At 62.5% G+C, this 21,167-nt stretch carries 17 protein-coding genes; 10 read left to right on the top strand and 7 right to left on the bottom strand.

Annotated features, from left to right (window positions below; all coding sequences use genetic code 11):
* Positions 1-21 precede the first annotated feature (21 nt).
* The 3 genes from pyrG to tpiA form a co-directional block, all read right to left on the bottom strand.
* Positions 22-1,650 carry a CTP synthase gene (gene pyrG, locus GC125_RS11255; RefSeq protein ID WP_151985751.1) on the bottom strand — a complete coding sequence of 543 codons (1,629 nt, stop codon included), beginning with the start codon at positions 1,648-1,650 and terminating at the stop codon, positions 22-24.
* Between the two features lie 155 nt (positions 1,651-1,805).
* Positions 1,806-2,378 carry a preprotein translocase subunit SecG gene (secG, locus tag GC125_RS11250; RefSeq protein ID WP_151985750.1) on the bottom strand — a complete coding sequence of 191 codons (573 nt, stop codon included), beginning with the start codon at positions 2,376-2,378 and terminating at the stop codon, positions 1,806-1,808.
* A 118-nt stretch (positions 2,379-2,496) separates the two neighbouring features.
* A complete protein-coding gene (tpiA, locus tag GC125_RS11245; RefSeq protein WP_151985749.1) occupies positions 2,497-3,261 on the bottom strand; it encodes a triose-phosphate isomerase in 765 nt (254 codons plus the stop codon).
* 179 nt (positions 3,262-3,440) lie between these two features.
* On the opposite strand from tpiA, the gene GC125_RS11240 reads away from it, so the two are divergent.
* From GC125_RS11240 to lexA, 6 genes are all read left to right on the top strand, one after another.
* Positions 3,441-5,312 carry a peptidylprolyl isomerase gene (locus tag GC125_RS11240; RefSeq protein ID WP_286165476.1) on the top strand — a complete coding sequence of 624 codons (1,872 nt, stop codon included), beginning with the start codon at positions 3,441-3,443 and terminating at the stop codon, positions 5,310-5,312.
* 25 nt (positions 5,313-5,337) lie between these two features.
* Entirely contained in the window at positions 5,338-6,363 is a 1,026-nt protein-coding gene (gene trpD / locus GC125_RS11235) for an anthranilate phosphoribosyltransferase (protein WP_151985747.1), read from the top strand.
* Positions 6,364-6,397: 34 nt separating this feature from the next.
* Positions 6,398-7,207, top strand: a complete 810-nt coding sequence (gene trpC / locus GC125_RS11230) for an indole-3-glycerol phosphate synthase TrpC (protein ID WP_151985746.1) — start codon at positions 6,398-6,400, stop codon at positions 7,205-7,207.
* Entirely contained in the window at positions 7,204-7,707 is a 504-nt protein-coding gene (gene moaC / locus GC125_RS11225; protein WP_151985745.1) for a cyclic pyranopterin monophosphate synthase MoaC, read from the top strand. Before trpC ends, moaC begins: the two co-directional genes overlap by 4 nt.
* Positions 7,708-7,709: 2 nt before the next feature.
* On the top strand, positions 7,710-8,927 hold the full coding sequence (locus tag GC125_RS11220; RefSeq protein ID WP_151985744.1) for a molybdopterin molybdotransferase MoeA: 1,218 nt from the start codon (positions 7,710-7,712) through the stop codon (positions 8,925-8,927).
* Positions 8,928-9,025: 98 nt separating this feature from the next.
* Positions 9,026-9,757, top strand: coding sequence for a transcriptional repressor LexA (gene lexA / locus GC125_RS11215; protein WP_126010475.1), 732 nt, complete (start codon positions 9,026-9,028; stop codon positions 9,755-9,757).
* Here lexA and GC125_RS11210 read toward each other — a convergent pair.
* Positions 9,751-12,303, bottom strand: coding sequence for a ComEC/Rec2 family competence protein (locus GC125_RS11210; RefSeq protein ID WP_151985743.1), 2,553 nt, complete (start codon positions 12,301-12,303; stop codon positions 9,751-9,753). The two genes, lexA and GC125_RS11210, sit on opposite strands and share 7 nt — an antisense overlap.
* 146 nt (positions 12,304-12,449) lie before the next feature.
* Between GC125_RS11210 and gltX the strand changes: the two genes are divergently transcribed.
* The 3 genes from gltX to GC125_RS11195 all read left to right on the top strand — a co-directional run bounded on the left by gltX (position 12,450) and on the right by GC125_RS11195 (position 16,065).
* Positions 12,450-13,868: a glutamate--tRNA ligase gene (gene gltX / locus GC125_RS11205; RefSeq protein ID WP_151985742.1), complete on the top strand. Its 1,419-nt coding sequence runs from the start codon at positions 12,450-12,452 to the stop codon at positions 13,866-13,868.
* Positions 13,869-14,061: 193 nt separating this feature from the next.
* Positions 14,062-15,351, top strand: a complete 1,290-nt coding sequence (gene gltA / locus GC125_RS11200; protein ID WP_151985741.1) for a citrate synthase — start codon at positions 14,062-14,064, stop codon at positions 15,349-15,351.
* A gap of 78 nt (positions 15,352-15,429) precedes the next feature.
* On the top strand, positions 15,430-16,065 hold the full coding sequence (locus tag GC125_RS11195; RefSeq protein ID WP_151985740.1) for a MarC family protein: 636 nt from the start codon (positions 15,430-15,432) through the stop codon (positions 16,063-16,065).
* 93 nt (positions 16,066-16,158) lie between these two features.
* On the opposite strand, the gene GC125_RS11190 is transcribed toward GC125_RS11195, so the two are convergent.
* The gene (locus tag GC125_RS11190; RefSeq protein ID WP_199864555.1) at positions 16,159-16,572 is read right to left on the bottom strand and encodes a DUF4168 domain-containing protein; all 414 of its coding nucleotides are present in this window, start codon (positions 16,570-16,572) and stop codon (positions 16,159-16,161) included.
* A gap of 276 nt (positions 16,573-16,848) precedes the next feature.
* On the opposite strand from GC125_RS11190, the gene GC125_RS11185 reads away from it, so the two are divergent.
* On the top strand, positions 16,849-17,418 hold the full coding sequence (locus GC125_RS11185) for a hypothetical protein (protein ID WP_199864554.1): 570 nt from the start codon (positions 16,849-16,851) through the stop codon (positions 17,416-17,418).
* Positions 17,419-17,443: 25 nt separating this feature from the next.
* On the opposite strand, the gene prfB is transcribed toward GC125_RS11185, so the two are convergent.
* Positions 17,444-18,572, bottom strand: a protein-coding gene (prfB, locus tag GC125_RS11180) for a peptide chain release factor 2 (protein ID WP_151985737.1) whose coding sequence is annotated in 2 segments (ribosomal slippage) — positions 17,444-18,502 and positions 18,504-18,572 — 1,128 coding nt in all. Because the reading frame shifts where the segments join, the coding sequence is not laid out codon by codon here.
* Positions 18,573-18,693: 121 nt separating this feature from the next.
* On the bottom strand, positions 18,694-21,153 hold the full coding sequence (locus GC125_RS11175; protein ID WP_151985736.1) for a penicillin-binding protein 1A: 2,460 nt from the start codon (positions 21,151-21,153) through the stop codon (positions 18,694-18,696).
* Positions 21,154-21,167 lie beyond the last annotated feature (14 nt).

Below are 21,167 nucleotides of genomic sequence, written 5' to 3'. Positions count from 1 at the left end.
CTGACTGTCGCCCACACTCGCCTAGAACAGCCGGCTTTGCTCGACGGCCGCTTCGATGAAGCTTGCAAAGAGCGGATGCGGCTCGAGCGGTCGGCTCTTCAGTTCGGGATGGTACTGCACACCGATGAACCACGGGTGATCCGCGTACTCGATCGTTTCCGGCAGGACACCGTCCGGCGACATGCCTGAGAATGTCAGGCCGCAGCTTTCGAGTTGGTCCTTGTAGTCGACATTGACCTCGTAGCGGTGGCGATGGCGCTCGGAGATTTCACCCGTGCCGTAAATCTCGGCGATCTTCGTGCCAGGCTTGAGATGCGCGACATAGGCACCGAGGCGCATCGTGCCGCCGAGATCGCCGGCCGCGGAGCGCTTCTCCAACATGTTGCCCTTCAGCCATTCGGTCATCAGGCCGACGACCGGGTCCTTTGACGGACCGAACTCGGTCGAAGACGCCTTTTCGATGCCGGCCAGCGAACGGGCCGCTTCCAGCACGGCCATCTGCATACCGAAGCAAATGCCGAAATACGGCACCTTGCGCTCGCGAGCGAAGCGGGCGGCGAGTATTTTGCCTTCCGAACCGCGCTCACCGAAGCCGCCGGGCACGAGGATGCCGTGTACCTTCTCCAGCCAGGGCGACGGATCTTCCTTCTCGAAGATTTCCGATTCGATCCATTCGAGATTGACCTTCACGCGGTTGGCGATACCGCCGTGATAAAGCGCTTCGATCAGCGACTTATAGGCATCCTTCAATCCGGTGTACTTGCCGACCACCGCGATGGTCACCTCGCCTTCCGGCGTGCGGATGCGGTGGGCCACGTCTTCCCAGCGTTCCAGACGCGGCTTCGGCGCCGGCTCGATGCCGAAGGCTGCGAGCACTTCGCCGTCGAGACCTTCCTTGTGGTAGGCCATCGGCACATCGTAGATCGAGGCCACGTCGAGCGCCTGGATGACGGCGGACGGGCGAACATTGCAAAAAAGCGACAGCTTGCGGCGCTCATCGACCGGGATGTCGCGGTCGGCGCGCACGAGCAGGATGTCCGGAGCGATGCCGAGCGCCTGCAGTTCCTTCACCGAATGCTGCGTCGGCTTCGTCTTCAGTTCACCCGCGGCCGCGATGAATGGCATCAAAGTCAGGTGGACGTAAATCGCATTGCCACGCGGCACATCGTTGCCGAGCTGGCGGATCGCCTCGACGAAGGGCATCGCCTCGATGTCGCCGACGGTGCCGCCGATTTCGCACAGCACGAAATCATAGTCCTCGTTGCCTTCAAGCACGAAGTTCTTGATCTCGTTGGTAACGTGCGGAATGACCTGGACGGTGGCGCCGAGATAGTCGCCGCGCCGTTCCTTGTCGATGATGTTCTTGTAGATGCGCCCGGTCGTGATGTTGTCCGACTGCATGGCGGAACGCCCGGTGAAGCGCTCGTAGTGACCGAGATCGAGGTCGGTCTCGGCGCCATCGTCCGTAACGAACACTTCGCCGTGCTGCGTCGGGCTCATGGTGCCCGGATCGACATTGAGATAGGGATCCAGCTTCTTCAGCCGCACGCGGTAACCGCGCGCCTGAAGGAGTGCACCGAGAGCTGCGGAAGCGATGCCCTTGCCGAGGGAGGAGACCACGCCGCCTGTGATGAAAACATATCGCGCCATGGGCTTACCTCGTTAGTCTCTCGCCTGCGATTCCACCAGCCGAAAGTGCAGACCGGGAACCAATTCCTGTGGACTGCCGCCTCTTCCAGGCGTCATTCCGCACAAAAAAATGCGGCGCCAGACCGGGCGCCGCATCTTGTATATCGTGGCCGTTCTTACTGGCCGGTCGGGACCGAATTCGGTGCCGGTGCGTCTTCTGCGGCTGGCGCAGCGTCGGTGTCTGACGGCGCAGCCGGGGCGTCTTCGCCTTTTGTGGGCGCGTCGTCGACCGCGGCAGGTGCGTCAACATCCGGCGCATCGGACGACGGTGCTTCGTCAACCGGCGCATCCGCTGCGGGCACGTCGGTCTGCGGTGCGGGCTCGCTCGATGGCAAGGACGGGATATCGCTCTCGCCATCCGGCGCGGTTTCAGTTTCAGGAGCCGGGCCGCCCAATTGGTCCAGGATGCCCGCGCCGGTGCCTTCCGTCTGACCTTCGATTCGGTCGAGGATGCTCGAGGGACCCTGCTCGTAACGGGCGAGGATGCCGAGCGTCAGCGAAGTGACGAAGAAGGCGAGCGCCAGGATGCCGGTGATCCGCGTCAGCGCATTGCCCGACGACCGCGACGCCATCATGTTGCCGCCACCGCCGCCGATCCCCAGGCCGCCCCCTTCGGAACGCTGGAGAAGCACGACCGCGACCAGCGCGAGCACGATCATGAGATGGATGACGATCAAGACGGTCTGCATATTTGGGGGTCCTGCCAAAAGGCGGCAATGGTCGGAAAATCAGCGGCCCCTCTACACGAGAGCTGCTGCGTTTCCAACCCCGAAGCCATCATTTCGAGCGCAGCGATGCGTTGCGCGGTCAGATATCGTTATATGCGCCACAGATGGCGAGGAAATCATCAGCTTTCAAGCTCGCACCGCCGACCAGTGCACCATCGACATTATGGACCGCCATAAGCTCGCGCGCGTTCGATGGTTTCACGGAGCCACCATAGAGAATACGCATGGCGGCGCCCTCGCCTTTGAAACGGCTAACCAGCGTTTCGCGGATGAAAGCATGGGCCTCGGCGACATCGTCGGCCGTCGGCGTCAGGCCCGTTCCGATAGCCCAGACGGGCTCGTAGGCAATGACCGTGATATCGGCCTCGGCGCCATCAGGGACTGAGCCAGCCAGCTGTCGACCGAGAACCGCCAGCGTGTCGCCCGCTTTTCGCTCCGCTTCCGTCTCGCCAATGCAGATGATGGCCACAAGGCCAGCTTCCCAGGCGGCTTCTGCCTTCCGCACTACGGTTGCATCGTCCTCACCGTGGTCGGCGCGACGTTCCGAGTGGCCGACGATCACGTGCGTCGCTAGGCAATCCGCAATCATCTCAGCGGAAATATCGCCGGTGTGGGCGCCGGAGTTGTTCCAGTGGCAATCCTGCGCGCCGATGGCGAGATCGCTGTCTTCGGCCAGTGCCGTCGCCACGTAGACGAGCGTCGCCGGCGGGCAGATGAGGGCATCGATCATCTCCAGCGAAGGGGCGTTCACGCCATCGATGATGGCTTTCAGCTCGCCGAGATTGTCCCGAAGACCGTTCATCTTCCAATTGCCTGCCACAAGTGGCCTGATCCCAGGTGTCATGCGCGCTTGACCTTTTCCAACTTTGCTCGGTGGCCGTAGCTACCAGACTGCCCCCGAAAATCAAACGAACGCATGGGGACAGGCGCCCGCAATCCGGCATTTACGTGCCGCACCAACGCGGCTAGAACAGCGCGCATCCGCGTGAAAGCAAGAGGATGATCGGGTAAGAAATGCTGACAATGCTGCGAAGGGGCGCCCAGACCTGGGTCGCCAAAGTCCTGTTCTTCCTGCTCGTCGCGTCATTCGCGGTCTGGGGCGTCAGCGGCGCGATGTTCTCGGGCGGTGGCGACACGGTGGTTTCGGTCGGCGAGACCGAAGTGTCCGCACTGGAATTCCGGCTTGCATACGATCGCCAACTCTCCCTCCTCTCGCAACAGTTCGGCACCCGGATCACGACCGAACAAGCGCGCGCGTTCGGCATCGAGAATCAGGTTTATTCGCAGCTGGTCGCCGGTGCCGCACTGGATGAGCAGGCGCGCGACATGCAGCTCGGGCTTTCGGAGGACCGATTGGCCGGGCTGATTGCCGAGGACCCCGCATTCCAAGGCATCAACGGCCAGTTCAGCCGCCAAAACTTTGCCGCGGTGCTGCAGAATGTCGGCATGAGCGAAGACGACTATATCCGCAATCGCGAGCAGGTTGCTGTGCGCACGCAGGTCGTGGAGGCTCTGGCCGACGGTTTCGAACTGCCCGACACGCTGCTCGACGCCTTTGGCCGCCATCGAGCCGAGACACGCACCGTCGACTATCTTATCGTCGACGAGAGCATGATCGATCCGATCGGCGAGCCGACGGACGAGGAACTTGCCGCCTATTTCGAAGACAATGGCAGCCGCTACACGGCGCCGGAATATCGCAGCATCGCTTATGTGACGCTGACCGCAAGCGACATCGCCGATCCGGAAGCCATCGATGCCGAGGTCGTGCGGGCGGAATTCGACAACAATCCTGAACGCTATACGAGCGTCGAGCGACGCACGCTGGATCAACTGGTTTTCCCGGATCGCGAGGCCGCAGAAGCCGCAGCGGCAGAATTGGCCGAAGGAACGCCGTTCGACGAAATCGTTTCCGAAGCTGGCCGCAGTGCAGCCGATGTGCGCATCGGCACGTTTGCCCGGACTGAAATGACCAACGCGGCGCTGGCGGAAGCGGCATTTGCCGTCGAGGCAGCGGGCGGCGTCACCGATGTTGTCGACGGCCCCTTCGGTCCAGTCATCCTGCGCGTCGCCACGATCGAGGGTGGCGAGGAAACAGCCTTCGAGGACGTCGAAGCGGAGATCCGTGAAGACCTCGCAGTGGCAGAAGCCTCGCAGACGCTGTTCGATGTGTTCAACGCCTATGAAGATGCACGCGCGGGCGGCCTACCCGTGCAGGAGGCTGCACGCGAACAGCAGTTGGAGCCGGTCGTCGTCGAAGCGGTCGACCGCTCGGGGCGCACACCCGAAGGCGACGTGCTGAGCGATCTGCCCCAATCGCAGGATCTTCTTGCCCAGGCGTTCGAAACTGAGATCGGCATCGAGGCCCAGCCGCTGAATCTCGGCTCTGACGGCTACGTGTTCTTCGAGGTTTTGGACATTGAAGAGGCCCGCGACCGCACACTGGACGAAGTGCGCGACGATGTCGTTACCGATTTGCAGGCGGAACAGCGCGCAGCGGCACTCGCTGCCCGCGCCGAAGAACTGCGCGCTTCCGTAGCCGACGGCACGCCGCTCGCTGATATTGCGACGGAACTCGGCACGAACGTGCGCACGGAATACAATCTCCAGCGCGACAGCGAGAACCCCACATTCGGGCCGGAGGCGATCGCGGCTGCCTTTGCCGGTCCTGGTGGCCACGTGGCGACCGCGCAGGACGCGGATGGCGCAGGCCAGATCGTCATGCGCGTCAACGAGGTAGCAATCTCCGCATCGAAGGCGATCCCCGACCAGGAGCGGACCGCCATTGCTCGCAGCGGCGGCGACGATCTGCTCGACCAGCTCGTGACCCGTTTGCAGGCGGAATATCCGGTGCGGATCAACCAGCAGCTCGGCACGCAGGCGCTCGGCTTTTAAAGACGCGACATCGGGGGATGCCGTGATGGCAGACATGAAGAGCTACCTCGCCAAGGCCGCGTCCGGTGTCCCGCTGTCGCGCGACGACGCCAAGGCGGCGTTTGACATCATGATGTCCGGCGATGCCACACCGAGCCAGATCGGCGGGTTCCTGATGGCGCTCAGGGTGCGCGGCGAGACGGTCGACGAGATCGTCGGCGCCGTGACCACCATGCGCAGCAAAATGGTGACCGTCGAGGCGCCCGCCGATTCGATCGACATCGTCGGCACGGGCGGCGACGGAACCGGCACGTATAACGTCTCCACCTGCGCGGCCTTCATCGTGGCGGGCTGCGGCGTTCCCGTCGCCAAGCACGGTAACCGCGCGCTGTCGTCTAAATCCGGTGCTGCGGACGCCTTGATGGCGCTCGGCGTTGCGATCGATCTCAAGGCGCCGGCTATCGCGGCCTGCATCGAGGAAGCCGGCATCGGCTTCATGTTCGCCCCCGCCCACCACGCCGCGATGCGCCATGTGGGCCCGACGCGTGTGGAACTCGGCACCCGAACGATCTTCAATCTGCTCGGCCCACTGTCAAATCCCGCCGGCGCCAAGCGGCAGTTGCTGGGCGTCTTCGCGCCGGAATGGCTGGAGCCGCTGGCCGAGGTGCTGAAGGATCTCGGATCGGAGCGCGTCTGGGTCGTCCACGGTGATGGTCTCGACGAGATGACGACCACGGGGCGAACGGATATCGTTGCCCTGGAGAACGGGTCGATCCGGCGTTTCTCGATCGAGCCGGAAGAACTCGGCCTGAAGCGCGTGTCGATCGATGCGCTGAAAGGCGCGGACGGAGCGCATAACGCAAAGGCGTTGCAGGCAGTTCTTCGCGGCTCGAAAGATGCCTATCGCGAGATTTCGCTGCTGAATGCCGGCGCATCGCTGGTGGTTGCCGGCCGTGCAGAGACGGTTGCGGAAGGTCTGGAGCTTGCGGCGAAATCGATTGACGACGGCGCGGCGCTTGCCGTGCTGGAGCGGCTCGTTGCGGTCTCGCAGCGCCACGCGGCCGCGGCATGATGAAGAAGCGGCTTGATATGAAGGAAATGAGGCGTTGAGCGATATCCTGACCCGCATCGAAGCCTACAAGCGCGAAGAGATCGCTGCCGCCAAGGCTGCCCGGCCGCTTGCAGAGGTGAAGGCAGCGCTTGCGAATGTCGACGCGCCGCGCGGGTTCCTGGCCGCGATTGAGGAGAAACGCGCTCATGGTCAGTTCGCTCTGATCGCCGAGATCAAAAAGGCCAGCCCGTCCAAGGGTCTCATCCGCGCCGATTTCGATCCGCCGGCGCTTGCCCGAGCCTATGAGGCGGGCGGCGCGGCCTGCCTGTCGATTCTGACCGACACCCCATCGTTCATGGGCGCGCCGGAATTCCTCGTCGCTGCCCGTTCTGCGACGACGCTGCCAGTCATCCGCAAGGATTTCCTCTTCGAGCCGTACCAGGTCTTTGAGGCCCGGGCGATGGGCGCCGATGCCATCCTCGTCATCATGGCCTGTCTCGACGATGCCATGGCCCTCGAGCTTCACGATACGGCGACCGATCTCGGAATGGACGTGCTTGTCGAAGTGCATGACGAGGCTGAAATGGAGCGCGCGCTGGTGCTGACCTCACCGCTCATCGGCATCAACAACCGCAATCTGCGCACCTTCGACGTGTCGCTCGAAACCAGCGAGCGCCTCGCCCCGATGGCTGCCGGTCGTCATCTTGTCGGCGAAAGCGGCATCTTCACCCATGAGGACTGCCTGCGTCTCGAGCGCGCCGGTATCGGCACGTTCCTCGTCGGCGAAAGCCTGATGCGCATCGACGATGTCGCCGGCGCGACGGAGACGCTGCTTACGGGCAAACTTCAGGTGGCAGCGCAATGAGCGACGAACCGCGGCTCACACATCTCGACGAACGCGGGCGTGCCACCATGGTCGATGTCGGCGGCAAGGCCGAGACCGAGCGTGTCGCCATCGCCGAAGGCTTCGTGAAGATGGCCCCGGAAACGCTCGCTCTCATTCAATCGGGCAGCGCTGCAAAGGGCGACGTCATCGCCACGGCGCGCATTGCCGGCATCATGGCTGCCAAGCGGACTGCCGACCTCATCCCGCTTTGCCATCCGCTGATGCTGACCAAGGTGTCTGTAACGATCGAGGCAGCGGATACCCTGCCCGGCCTGCGTGTCGAGGCCATGGCGCGTCTCACGGGCCGCACAGGCGTCGAGATGGAAGCGCTGACGGCCGTGTCTGTTGCCTGCCTCACCATCTACGATATGGCGAAAGCGGTCGACAAAGCGATGGAAATCACCGGTATCCGACTGCTGTCGAAGACGGGCGGCAAGTCCGGCGATTGGACTTTTCCGGGTAATGACGGGGCACCCTGACCATGGCGCTGCTGCCCGTCGATGATGCACTGTCGCTGATCCTCGCTGACGCTCGACCGATCGACGATATCGAGAATGTGCCTTTGAATGCCGCGTGGGGCCGCGTGCTCGCCGAACCACTTATCGCGAGGCGCGATCAACCTCCGTTTCCCGCCTCCGCCATGGACGGCTACGCCGTGATTGCAGCCGATACGGCAGAACCAGGCGCCACGCTCACCGTCATCGGCGAATCGGCCGCCGGCCATGGTTTCCCAGGCGCCATCGGACGCGGCGAGACCGTCCGCATCTTTACCGGCGCGCCGGTTCCGCACGGTGCCGATGCGATTCTCATCCAGGAAAACGCAAGGCCCCTCGACGCAAACCGGATCGACGTTCTAGAGCCTGTCCAGTCCGGGCGTTTCGTGCGGCGTGCAGGCCTCGATTTCCACCGGGGTGAAACGGTCATTGCCAAGGGCGCGATGCTCGATGCCGGCCGGCTGACACTGGCAGCAGCCATGAACCTCCCTTCCCTGCCCGTTCATCGTCGTCCGCGCGTCGCCATCCTCGCGACTGGCGACGAACTCGTGCAGCCGGGCGCGGACCCACGAGACGATCAGATCATCGCATCCAACAGCTTCGGTGTCGCTGCGATCGTCAAGGAAGCAGGAGGCGACCCGATCGACCTCGGCATCGCCGCCGACACCGAGGATGCCCTGAATCGATCGATCGATGCCGCACAGGCGGCAGGCGCCGATATCCTCGTAACGCTTGGTGGCGCCTCGGTCGGCGATCACGACCTCGTTCGCAACGTGCTGGAATCGCGCGGCCTTGAGTTGGCGTTCTGGAAGATCGCCATGCGCCCCGGCAAACCTCTGATGAGCGGCCGCATCGGCCCGATGCATGTTCTGGGATTGCCCGGAAACCCGGTTTCGAGCCTCGTCTGCTCTTACGTCTTCCTCACGCCGCTGATCGCAAAGCTCGCTGGCCGCGCCCATCATCTGCAGATGGTGGATGCGGTTCTGGATGTCGACCTCGCCGAAAACGACGTGCGCCAGGATTATCTGCGCGCGGCGATGCGCCGACGGGCGGACGGAAAGTTGGTCGCCACCCCTGCCACCAAGCAGGATTCCTCCATGATGCGCGTGTTCGCCGAGGCGGACGGCCTCGTCATCCGGCAACCATTTGCCCCCGCCGCCAAGATGGGAGACACCGTGCGGGCGATCGTCTTGCGACGGATCTAGCCACGGTTTTCCCTGGCGGACTTGCGGAACACAAAAGGAACAGATAAAGTGTGTTCCACATTTGTTTCCATCCGATCGAGCGGGGGCCCAAGCAGCCGATGTTGACGCGTAAGCAGCAGGAACTGCTTCTTTTCATCCATGAGCGTCTGAAGGAAAGCGGCGTACCGCCATCTTTCGACGAGATGAAAGAAGCCCTCGATCTCGCGTCTAAATCGGGGATCCACCGCCTCATCATCGCGCTAGAGGAACGCGGCTTCATTCGCCGTCTGCCGAACCGTGCGCGTGCGCTGGAAGTCATCAAGCTGCCGGACAGCTACAACGCGGCAGTGCCGCAGCGTCGCGGCTTTTCGCCGAGTGTCATCGAAGGATCGCTTGGCAAGACGCCGAAGCCCGAGATTGCAGCCGAGCGCCGCCAGAGCGAGATGCCGCGCGACAACGACAATCGCGCCATCAGCGTGCCCGTCATGGGCCGTATCGCGGCGGGTGTGCCGATCTCCGCCATCCAGAACAATACCCATTCGATTGCCGTTCCACCGGACATGCTCGGCGGCGGCGAACATTACGCGCTCGAGGTCAAGGGCGATTCGATGATCGAAGCCGGCATCTTCGACGGCGACACGGTCATCATCAAGAACTCCTCGACGGCCAATCCCGGCGACATCGTCGTGGCTCTGGTCGACGACGAGGAAGCGACGTTGAAGCGTTTCCGTCGCAAAGGTGCATCCGTCGCGCTCGAGGCCGCCAACCCGGCTTATGAAACGCGGATTTTCGGCCCGGATCGCGTCAAGATCCAGGGGAAGCTCGTCGGGCTCATTCGGCGCTATCACTGATCCAGGCTATCGGCAGCTCTTCCGTCTCCGCTCATGTTCGTGTTGACGGAAGAGGCGCCATCCGTGCCGGGCTCGGCAAAACTTCCCGTTCTCCAGTCATAGTAGCGGTGTCGCGTCCAAGCGCGCATCCGGCCGGCAGACTGCTCGAAGCGGAACGTCGGCTGCTGGTCAAGGTGTGCACTCTGCCCATTGCCTGCAGCACGCGCTTCGTTCGCCGCGAATCCGTCTCCCCTCGTTTCAGCGTAGACGGCGATTGCGCCGGTCTCACGCAATGTGCGGGCGGTGAAGAGCGTCGCGCCCGACCGGCATTCGCGCATCGACAGCGGTATCGGAATGATCGCGATATCGGTCATGTCGCATGCGGGGCCGACATAGGCCGGCTCCTCCAGCCAGGCGATCGTTGTGCCGTTTTCCATGCGAGCCACGCAAAACGCACCTCGGCGGCATTGGAACACGCCTGTTATTTGCCCATCACTCAGTTCGCGGATCGCCTGACGCATCATTCCGTAGGCAATGGCGGGGTCGATTTCGGCTTCGCCCTCGACCGGCTCGGCAGGCGCCTGGGTTGACGTGTGGTCAGCCTGTGCATCGACAACGACGATTGGCGGGACATGGGTCTCCAGCCGGGTTGCCGTCGCCCACTGATCGAAGATGAAGCTGCTCGGACGCGCACGGTTGGTGGCCAAGCCGTCATCGCGCAAGATCGCGGCCAAGCGGCCGTCCTCTGCGATCAGCAGCAATGGCGGGTCGGCGCGTATGTCGGACACCATGATCAGCGCGGCGGCAGACGCGGGTATCATCGCGACATTTCGCAGCCATGTTCGGGCAAAGACGAGAATGAGCAACGCCAGCGACAGAAGCGCAGTGACGGCACCCGGAATCTGACCCGTAGCAAAACCGTCGCCATAGTCGGCGACATGATGGCCGATGGCAATGACCGCCTGGAGACCAACACCCATGATCGTGAGGAAGATCGCGTCGAGGCCGAACGGCATCGTCAGGAGCGCAAGGGTGCCGAACGGCATGACGATGATGGAGATGACGGGCATTGCGATCACATTGGCGATCATCCCGTAGCTCGACATGCGGTGGAAGTGGTGAGCGGAGAATATCCCCGTCGCGGCTCCGGCGATCAGCGAGGTCACGGCCAAGCCGAGGATCAGCCCCGTCCAGCGCCAGACGAAGCCCGGTTTGGCGCTGGAGAACTCCGGAGCCTTGTTCTTGTTGCGCGCGGCCCAGCCGCCATAGGCGGCGATGAGGGCCGCAGTGGCCGCGAAAGACATCTGGAAACCGGGCGATGTCACCGCCGACGGCGTGACGAGAAGGATGAGAAAGGCCGCGATCGCGACGTTGCGCATAGTCAGCGCGGCCCGATCGAGCAGCACCGCGACCAGCATGACGACCACCATGATCCACGCCCGTTGCGCGGAGATGACGGCTCCTGAAATCAGCAGGTAGAAGGTGGAAGTGCCGATGGCGCCGAGCGCCGCGAATTTCTTGACGGGCCAGGCCTGGGCGATGCCCGGCACGAGCGCGAAGCCAAGGCGCAGCCCGGTGAACATCAAGGCTGCTGCCAGCGACATGTGCAGGCCGGAGATCGAGAGGATGTGGGCGAGCCCGGTGATGCGGAAGGCTTCGTTCGTCTCCTCGGAGATCGAGCGGCGGTCGGACACGGTCATCGCCGCCGCGACGGCGCCCGCATCCCCCGGGATCACCTCCTTGATCCGAAAGGCGATGGTTTCGCGCAGTTCGGTCGTCCATTGCGCGATCCGATCTTCGAAACCCTCATCGACCCTTTCACCGGGCATGATACCGGGTGGCCCGTAGAAGAAGCCGAAGGCTCCGATACCGGCGAAATAGGAGTTGAAGGCGAAATCGAACGTGCCTGGCATCGCGGGACCAGATGGGGGCGCCAGACGCGCCAGGCCGATGATGGACGCGCCGATCTCGATATCGGGATGGTCGCTGCGCGCCAGCAGCCGCACGCGTTCTGGCGGCCGCCGCAATGTCGGGTCGTGCGTAGACCTGACTTCGACCAGGTAGCGCCAACGCCCCTCCTCATCGATTTCGCGTGCCAGCACCCGACCGGAGATCGTTGTTACCACCGGACTGTCCAGCACGGTGATTGCGCGGCGATCCGCCTCCGCCGCTGCGGAGGCCAGCCCGGCAAGGATCAGGCACAGCGCGCTCAGCAGGTTTCGCAGCCGGTTCGAGGTGAGTGCCGCGGCCAATCCGACTGCCACGGTCAAACCGAACGTCACAAGAAACGGCGGATCACTCGGCAAGATGCGCCAGAGCGCGGCGCCGGTCGCGAAGAAAGCGGAAGCCCAGAGAAACAGCGCGCCATGGCCACGCTCTTCCTCAAGCGCCTGCCTCAAATTCCATTGCGGCAAACGCGGACGCCGAGATTGAGAACGGCTGACAGTGCGCAGAGGGTCGCTTTCGGGATCGTCGTCGACATAGGGATCGGGCGGGTCGAACGCAAACGCAGTCCGCTCGCAAGCGGAGCCATTCACTGGCTCGCGTTCAGCATCGGCATGCGCCATGCGGTTCAGGCCCCCTCGCCTTGGTGCACGATACACCGCAAGCCTTGCGCTGTCGCCCTCGTGTGTTAGATCACCGCCAACATGCCGATGCGGCCTTCAAAGGCCCGATTGTCGCTCAACCCAGCATCACTGACAGGTTCAAGATCATGTCCGAAGGGATCGTCACCCGCTTCGCACCCTCGCCCACTGGATACCTCCATATCGGCGGCGCGCGAACGGCTCTGTTCAATTGGCTTTATTCCCAGAACCGGGGCGGCAAGATGCTGCTGCGCATCGAGGATACCGATCGCGCGCGCTCGACCGATGCTGCCGTCGATGCCATTCTCGACGGGCTGACCTGGTTGGGTCTCTCCTGGGATGGCGAACCGATCTCGCAGTTCGAACGGGCCGAGCGTCACCGCGAAATCGCTGAGGAACTGGTGAAGCGTGGCGAGGCCTATCACTGCTATGCCTCGGCAGAGGAACTGGATGCGATGCGCGAAGCGCAGCGTGCCGCCGGCAAGCCGCCGCGCTATGACGGGCGCTGGCGCGACCGCGATGCTTCCGAAGCACCGGAAGGCGTCAAACCCGCCATCCGCATCAAGGCGCCGCGCGATGGCGAGACGCTGGTCCAGGACCGCGTACAGGGCGACGTGCGCTTCCCCAATGCCGATCTCGACGATTTCATCATCCTCCGCTCGGACGGCAATCCGACCTACATGCTCGCAGTCGTGGTCGACGACCATGACATGGGCGTGACCGACATCATTCGTGGCGACGACCACCTGACCAATGCGGCGCGGCAGTCGATCATCTATCGTGCCATGGGCTGGGACATCCCCTCCATGGCCCATATTCCGCTGATCCACGGAGCCGATGGTGCCAAGCTCTCCAAGCGCCATGGCGCGCTCGGTGCCGAAGCCTATCGGGCGATGGGTTTTCTGCCCGAGGCGCTCACCAATTATCTCGTCCGTCTCGGCTGGAGCCATGGCGATGACGAGATCATGTCGATCGAGCAGATGATCGAATGGTTCGATGTCTCCGACATCAACAAGGGTGCCGCCCGGTTCGACATCAAGAAGCTCGAAGCGCTGAACGGACATTACATCCGTCAGGCCGACGACGCGCGTCTCGTCGACAGCCTGATCGCCATCCTGCCCGAGATGGAAGGCGGCGCCTATTTCCTCGACCGCATGACGGAGGAGCGCCGCGCCCAGCTTCTGGCGGCGATGCCGGGGCTGAAGGAGCGCGCCAAGACGCTGGTCGAGCTTGCCGACGGCGCACGCTTTCTGTTCGACGAGCGCCCGCTCCAGAACGACGAGAAGGCAGAAGCGATTCTGGCCGAAGGACGCCCGGTTCTCGAGGGGCTTCTGCCGATGCTGCAGACGCTCGATTCCTGGGAGATCGAGTCTCTGGACGAGACCGTTCGCGCCTATGCTGAACGCGAAGGACTCAAGCTCGGCAAGGTTGCCCAGCCGCTTCGCGCTGCACTGACGGGACGGGCCGTTTCGCCCGGCGTGTTCGATGTTTTGAAGGTTCTGGGACGCGAGGAGTCGCTCGGCCGGATTGCCGACCAGCTCCGCTAACCAATTGAAACGCCTGACATCATTGACAAGAGGATTGTCATCGCCGGCTCCGGCCTAAGCGCAAATTGCGGCGCTGCACAATTCGATTGTCGACAACTTGGCAGGTGCAGCGAAATCATATAGCAATTCGCCAGCCATGGGCGCCTTTCTGACGAATGCGCTCATGTTTCGGAGAGATTGGGAAGGGTTCGATATGACTGAAAGCGCCAAACTGACCGTGGACGGCAAAGATGTGGATTTTCCGGTCCGCAAGGGGACGATCGGCCCTGAAGTCTACGACATCGCCGAGCTCTACAAGCACACCGGCGCCTTCACTTACGACCCGGGTTTCACGTCGACAGCTTCGTGCGAATCCAAGATCACCTACATCGACGGCGACGAGGGCATTCTTCTTCACCGTGGCTACCCGATCGAGCAGCTGGCCGAGCATGGCGACTTCCTCGAAGTCTGCTATCTGCTGCTTTACGGGGAACTGCCGACCAAGGCGCAGAAGGAAGACTTCGACTATCGCGTGACGCATCACACGATGATCCATGAGCAGATGTCGCGCTTCTTCACCGGCTTCCGCCGCGACGCGCATCCCATGGCCATTATGTGCGGCGTGGTCGGCGCTCTGTCGGCCTTCTATCACGACTCCACCGACATCACCGACCCGCACCAGCGCATGGTCGCAAGCTTGCGCATGATCGCGAAGATGCCGACGATCGCTGCGATGGCGTTCAAGTATCACGTCGGCCAGCCCTTCGTTTATCCGAAGAACGACCTCGACTATACGTCGAACTTCCTGCGCATGTGCTTTGCCGTCCCGTGCGAGGAATATGTGGTCAATCCGGTGCTTTCGCGCGCCATGGACCGCATCTTCATCCTGCATGCCGATCACGAGCAGAATGCCTCGACCTCGACTGTACGCCTGGCCGGTTCGTCGGGCGCCAACCCGTTCGCCTGCATCGCGGCCGGCATCGCCTGCCTCTGGGGCCCAGCCCACGGCGGCGCCAACGAAGCAGCGCTCAACATGCTCGGTGAAATCGGCTCGGTCGATCGCATTCCGGAGTTCATTGCCCGCGCCAAGGACAAGAACGATCCGTTCCGCCTGATGGGCTTCGGTCACCGCGTCTACAAGAACTACGATCCGCGTGCCAAGATCATGCAGAAGACCACGCATGAGGTTCTGGGTGAACTCGGCATCAAGGACGACCCGCTGCTCGACGTCGCCATGGAACTGGAGCGCATCGCGCTGACCGACGACTATTTCGTCGAGAAGAAGCTCTATCCGAACATCGACTTCTATTCGGGCATCACGCTGAAGGCGCTCGGCTTCCCCACCACGATGTTCACGGTGCTTTTCGCACTCGCACGCACCGTCGGCTGGATCGCCCAGTGGAACGAGATGATCGAAGATCCTTCCCAGCGCATCGGTCGTCCGCGTCAGCTCTACACGGGCGAGCCGCAGCGCGAGTACGTCCCGGTTTCCAAGCGCAACTAACTCGTCCAAGATACTGCCATTGGCGGCGGGAGCGCATCCAGCGCTTCCGCCGTCTTCTTTTTCCGTGAGAGCCGCGCGATGAACTACGACCTTCTCCTCAATGCGCTGGCGACCATCATCGTCCTGATCGATCCGCCCGGCCTCGCACCGATCTTTCTGGGCCTGACCGACGGCATGAACAGGGCGCAGCGGTTTCAGGTCGCCCTGCGTGGCTGCATCATCGCGGCGATCATCCTCAGCGTGTTCGCGATCACGGGCTCCGCCATTCTCTCGCTGCTCGGCATCACGCTCGGCGCATTCCGGATCGCCGGCGGCCTGCTTCTCTTCTGGATCGCCTTCGAGATGATTTTCGAGAAGCGGCAGGAGCGGCACGAGACGACCGCCGAACGCGCAATCACGCAGGATCATATCTCCAACATCGCCGTCTTTCCGTTGGCAATTCCGCTCGTCGCGGGACCCGGCGCGATTTCGGCGATCATCCTGCTTTCCGGCTCTTTCCAGGGACCCGTCGAGCGCGCCGAACTGGTCGGCGTGATCCTCATCTGCATTCTGATCCTGTTCGGGACGCTCGTGATCGCCGAGCGGTTGGACCGTTTTCTCGGCGCCACCGGCCGCATGATCCTCACGCGACTCCTGGGCGTCATACTCGCGGCACTGGCCGTCCAATTCGTCATCGACGGCGTGGGCAGCATCGAATTCCCTATCCGCTCGTAGAAACGGCCGCCGGACGAATCCGGCAGCCGCTCGACGACCCAAGTGGGAGACGCTTGGGCCGAAATCTAGACCCGCATGGATGAACGGGCCCAGTTACTCCGCCGGAGCCGGTGCGCTACCCGACGCTTCACCGATGTATTGGGTCAGCTTCTCAGCCAAAGCCGGGTCGGCCTGGGCCGCCTGCATGATGGACGTGTATTCCTGGACCGTCACGTCCGATCCCTCCACGATGCTCACCATCTGCTGGCTGGCTTCCGCCTGGATCTGCTCCTGCTCCTCAGGCGTCGTCGCCTCCTGAAGTCGCGGCGTGTACTCGCGGTTGACCTCGTCAACCTGCAGGAACGCCGTGGCGAAGGAACGAAGCGTATCGTCGGAATACTGCTCCGCCATGGGCTGCTCGGCCTGAGGCTGCGCTGGGGCCGCTTCTTGTGCAACGGCTAGGCCCGTGGCCGGCAATGCCAAGCTCACGGCCGCGAGCGCCATGATCGAATATTTCCTGATAATCATTAGGTCGTTCCTTTTCATCTCGTCGCGTTTCAGCAACTTGATAGAATTGTGCCGCACGCGATGGGCGCGAAGCGGCAGCGACATCGAACAAACTAATGATTTGAAGTTTGCAGAACCACCGGCGGAGGTTCGAAATCGATGCTAAGACCGTCACGTTCAACCAAACCGGGAAACAATAATTTCCCTTGCGATATGGAAGATGCGGTTCATCTTTAACAGTATCTTTGAATTACTTGCGGCGATTACGATGCGTGCCCGCCTTGAGAACCGTCATCATTGCAGCATATCCTCCGGCAACTGGACGCTTTACGAAGGATGCCCGCAGTGATGTCGAAACGAACAATGCATTGTTTGGCGCTGGCGTTTTCTCTCGCACTCTTGGGATGGAACTCGGCTTCCGCACAGGAGCCCGGGGATCTGGCACAGGAACTATCCCCTCGCCTGCTGTTCGTCGTCAGCGGCGGCTTTTGGGAGTCAAATGAGCCTGCCGAGCAGACCGACGGCGAAGAGGCGGAAGCGCCCGCCGACGCTGAGCCGGATCAGCGCGGCTATTATCGAGCGCTGGCCCTCCGCAGCGAGGACAACAGTTCGCGCCTCTATCTCCAACGCATCGCGCTGACCGAAAACGGCCCGGAACTTCTCGATTCAACCGAGGTCAACGAGATCACTGAGCGCGCAGGGTTCATCACCGATATCCGGCCCGAGAATTCGACCGGCGTTTCCGCGTCACCGGGTTTTGCCGCATTCATCTATATCAAAGACGCTCCGGATGCGCCGGAGCCGGCAATGCTCGAACTCTTCGTCGATGAGTTCGGCGAGATGACTGTTGACGGCGCCAGCAACTGACTGACGCCGTCCCAGTCCAAGACATCTAGTCGACGTCTTCAATCGCTTCGTCACTGCCATGGACGCGGTGGGCGAGCGCGGCTTCCATGAACGCATCGACCGATCCGTCGAGCACTTCCTGCGGGTTGGTGCTCTCCACCCCGGTGCGCAGGTCCTTGACCAGCTGATACGGCTGCAGGACGTAGGAGCGGATTTGGTGGCCCCAGCCGATTTCTGTCTTTGACGCTTCGGTGACGCTGGCGGCTTCCTCACGCCGCTTCAGCTCTGCCTCGTAGAGGCGCGCGCGCAGCATGTTCCACGCTTTTTCGCGGTTCTTATGCTGCGAGCGTTCCTGCTGGCACTGCACGACGATCCCGCTCGGCATATGGGTGATGCGCACGGCGGAGTCGGTCGTATTGACGTGCTGGCCGCCTGCACCCGACGAACGATAGGTATCGATGCGACAGTCGCTCTCGTTGATCTCGATCTGGATCGTGTCGTCGATGACGGGATACACCCAGACGCTCGAGAAGGAGGTATGCCGACGAGCCTGGCTGTCGAATGGCGAAATGCGCACCAGGCGATGAACGCCCGATTCGGTCTTCAGCCAACCATACGCATTGTGTCCCTTGATGAGCAGCGTCGCCGACTTGATGCCCGCCTCTTCGCCGTCATGGACTTCCATGACCTCGACCTTGAACTTCCGCCGCTCGGCCCAGCGCGTGTACATGCGCATGAGCATATTGGCCCAGTCCTGGCTTTCGGTACCGCCGGCGCCGGAATGGATTTCGACATAGCTGTCGTTGCTGTCGGCCTCGCCGGCGAGCAACGCTTCGATCTGACGTCGATCAAGCTCGGCACGCATCTCCTTCAGGAGTTGCTCCGCCTCACGCACGACGCCATCGTCGCCCTCTTCCTCACCGAGTTCGATGAGGCCGAGATTGTCTTCCAGCGAGTTTTCGAGCGCCCGGATGCCGGTGATGGAATCCTCGAGAGACTGACGCTCGCGCATCAGCTTCTGAGCTTCCATCGGATCGTTCCAGAGGGCTGCGTCTTCGGATTTGTGATTGAGGTAGTCTAGGCGTTTGACGGATTGATCCCAGTCAAAGATGCCTCCTCAGCAGGGCCAACCCCTGCTTGATGTCGTCGACGACGGATGCGGTTTCGGAGCGCATTGGCGTGCTTCTTCCTGCGTGTCGAATGGGATTTGTCGTTTCGTGGCCGGAACCTAGTCACGAGGCTCCGGCCTGTAAAGGTCTTCAGGTCAACAGACTGACCCGACCTGATTTAGACGGCTCAGTAGAGGCCGCCGGCGCCGGAGGTGACGGCGCGGTTGGCCTGAGGCGAGGACTGGATGATCTCCTCGCTCGACTGGTAGGTTTCCAGGTTGCCGATCACGAAGAAGTCCTGGGCGGGGCCCGTGCCCGGCTTGAAGGCTTCCATGATGACGTCGCCGCCCTGGCCATTCGATGCCATGCCGGTGCGGCGGTCGATGGCGATCAGGTTCAAGCCTTCCGGAACTCGGAAGTCAGCCGGCGGAACGCCTTCCAGCACGTCGTTCATGAATTCGTTGAAAATAGGTGCGGCCAGTCCGCCACCCGTCGACCCGCGACCCATGGGGCGCGGATTGTCGAAGCCCATGTAGACGCCCGTCACGAGGTCCGGCGTATAGCCGACAAACCACGCGTCACGTTCCTCGTTCGTCGTTCCCGTCTTGCCAGCCGTTGGGCGGCCAAGATCGACAGCGCTTGCCGCCGTGCCCCGGGTGACGACGCCTTCCAGCATCGAGGTCATCTGGTAGGCCGTCATCGGGTCGAGAACCTGCTGACGGTTGTCGGCGATCACCGGCTCTTCCTGTCCCTGCCACTCATTCGCTGCGCAGGTTTCGCAGACGCGCTCTTCATGACGGAACACGGTTCGTCCATAGCGGTCCTGCACGCGGTCGATCAGCGAAGGCTCGATGGCCTTTCCGCCATTGGCGATAACGGAATAGGCGCTGACAAGCCTCAAAACCGTGGTTTCGCCGGCGCCGAGCGACATCGGCAAATACGGCATCAGATCGTCGTAAATCCCGAAGCGTTCCGAATACTCTGCGACGAGATCCATCCCCATGTCCTGGGCCAGACGCACCGTCATCAGGTTGCGCGATCGCTCGATGCCAAGTCGGAGCGTCGAAGGACCTGCCGAATCGCCACCATAGTTTTTGGGACGCCAGATCTCATTGCCGGACACGACCTCGATCGGAGCGTCCATCACCACGGAAGCAGGCGTATAGCCATTGTCGAGCGCGGCTGCATAAACGAATGGCTTGAAGGCCGAACCCGGCTGGCGCATCGCCTGCGTGGCGCGGTTGAATTCCGACTGCGAATAGGAAAATCCACCAGCCAGAGCCAGAACACGGCCGGTATGGGGATCCATCGCCACCAGGGCGCCCTGCACTTCCGGCGGCTGGCGCAGACGCCAACCGGCATTCTCGCCGCTTGTTTCCTCGACGAAGACGACGTCGCCTGGATTGAGGACACCCGCAGGGCTGCTTGCCGTCGACGACTGGCCATCGATATTCAGACGGTAAGCCCATTCCATGCCGGCAGCCGACAGCGTGATGGTGTCACGGTCTTCGCCCACTTCGCCCGAACCGGTCGGCCGCGGCTTGAGGCCGATCGTGGCGCCGGCATCGTTGACCTCGAGAACCACGCCGAGCTTCCACTCCGGTACGTCGGCGAGTTCGTTGATTTCGGCCATGGCAACGCCCCAGTCGCCGGAAATGTCGACCGTCTCCACCGGACCGCGGAAACCGCGTTCTTGATCATAGGACATCAGGCCGCGATGCAGTGCTTCGCGGGCGGCAACCTGCATCTGCGGGTTCAGAGTCGTGCGAACGGAGAGGCCGCCTTCGTAGAGTGCATCCTGGCCATAACGGGTGATGATCTGACGACGCACTTCCTCGGCGAAGTAGTCGGACGCAAAGAGCGTGGAATTGCCGGTCGACGGCTCCACGCCCAAGGGCGACGCCTTCGCCTCGCGCGCTTCTTCCGTGCTGATGTAGCCGTTCTCGAGCATCCGATCGACGACCCAGTCGCGGCGCTCGACGGCGCGCTCGGTCTGACGGAACGGGTGATAGTTTGAGGGTGCCTTGGGCAGTGCGGCGAGATAGGCCGCCTCGGCGATCGTCAGTTCGTTGACCGACTTGTCGAAATAGGAAAGCGCAGCACCGGCAATACCGTAAGCGCCATATCCGAAGAAGATCTCGTTCAGATAGAGTTCGAGAATGCGGTCCTTGGAATAGGCCTGCTCGATGCGAAACGAGAGAATCGCTTCCTTGACCTTGCGATCGATCGTCTGGTCGGAGCTCAAAAGGAAGTTCTTGGCAACCTGCTGCGTGATGGTCGATGCGCCGACCGGCCGCCGACCGGATCCAAGATTTTGGACATTGACGACGATGGCGCGCGCAAGACCGATCGGATCGATGCCGGGGTGGGAATAGAAGTTCTTGTCCTCGGCGGAAAGAAACGCTGCCTTCACCCGGTCCGGAATTGCCTGGATCGGGAGGAAAAGCCGCCGTTCACGGGCGTATTCGGCCATGAGTTCGCCCGAAGCGGCGTGGAACCGCGTCGTGACCGGTGGTTCGTAGTTGGCGAGAACCTCGTAATCCGGCAGGTCTTCCGTAACGTCGACCACATACCAGGCGACGGCAGCTGCGGCGATAAGGGCGAAGATGGTGCCGATCCCGAAGAAATAGCCAATCAGTCTGATCATATCGCGTCTGCCGA

Source organism: Rhizobium sp. EC-SD404 (assembly GCF_902498825.1).
Lineage (GTDB): Bacteria > Pseudomonadota > Alphaproteobacteria > Rhizobiales > Rhizobiaceae > Georhizobium.
This window is presented reverse-complemented; position numbering and strand designations above follow the sequence as displayed.